Origin of the sequence: Pseudomonas sp. 2822-17 (assembly GCF_002742485.1) — a bacterium.
In the GTDB taxonomy this organism is placed as follows: Bacteria; Pseudomonadota; Gammaproteobacteria; order Pseudomonadales; family Pseudomonadaceae; genus Aquipseudomonas; species Aquipseudomonas cyclaminis.
This window is the reverse complement of the sequence record NZ_LJRZ01000511.1, coordinates 1-432: the sequence shown is the minus strand read 5'-3', so window position 1 is coordinate 432 and position 432 is coordinate 1. Positions and strand designations below refer to the sequence as shown.

1 protein-coding gene is annotated in these 432 nt (G+C 38.9%); it reads right to left on the bottom strand.

The window, feature by feature from the left end; all coding sequences use genetic code 11:
* On the bottom strand, positions 1-415 hold a 415-nt coding region (locus AOA60_RS32310; protein ID WP_178075393.1), incomplete at its 3' end, for a CamS family sex pheromone protein.
* Positions 416-432 lie beyond the last annotated feature (17 nt).

The following is a 432-nucleotide window of genomic DNA, read 5'->3' as shown; positions in this document are numbered from 1 at the left end:
GATTTAAACCGTCACTATATCTACTTTCTGCTGGGTTATACCTCCGAAGCCAACGGTTAATCGTATCTCCTTCAAGATAAGTTCCTTCTCGGAAGAAGAACTCGCTCTGATCATATTGAGTTGAAGCAATTTCCATTAATCCAACTTCGAATTGATCCATGTCAATTCTGTTGTTCATTGCATCTGCAACGACACCTCTTGATGGACTTCTTTGATACTCTCCATCCAATAAAACAGTACGATAAAAGTTTTCTGGCGAGTCTATAGTTGGGGTTATTAGATACTGCTGTTCATCCACTTCATCCGTTTCTTCAACGATGATTATTTCTTCTTCCCCTCGATCAAGCGAATGGATACAGCCAGTTAAAACCAATAGAAGCGCAAAACATATGAAGCTGAATTTTTTAATTAACATTAAACACACTCCTCGCC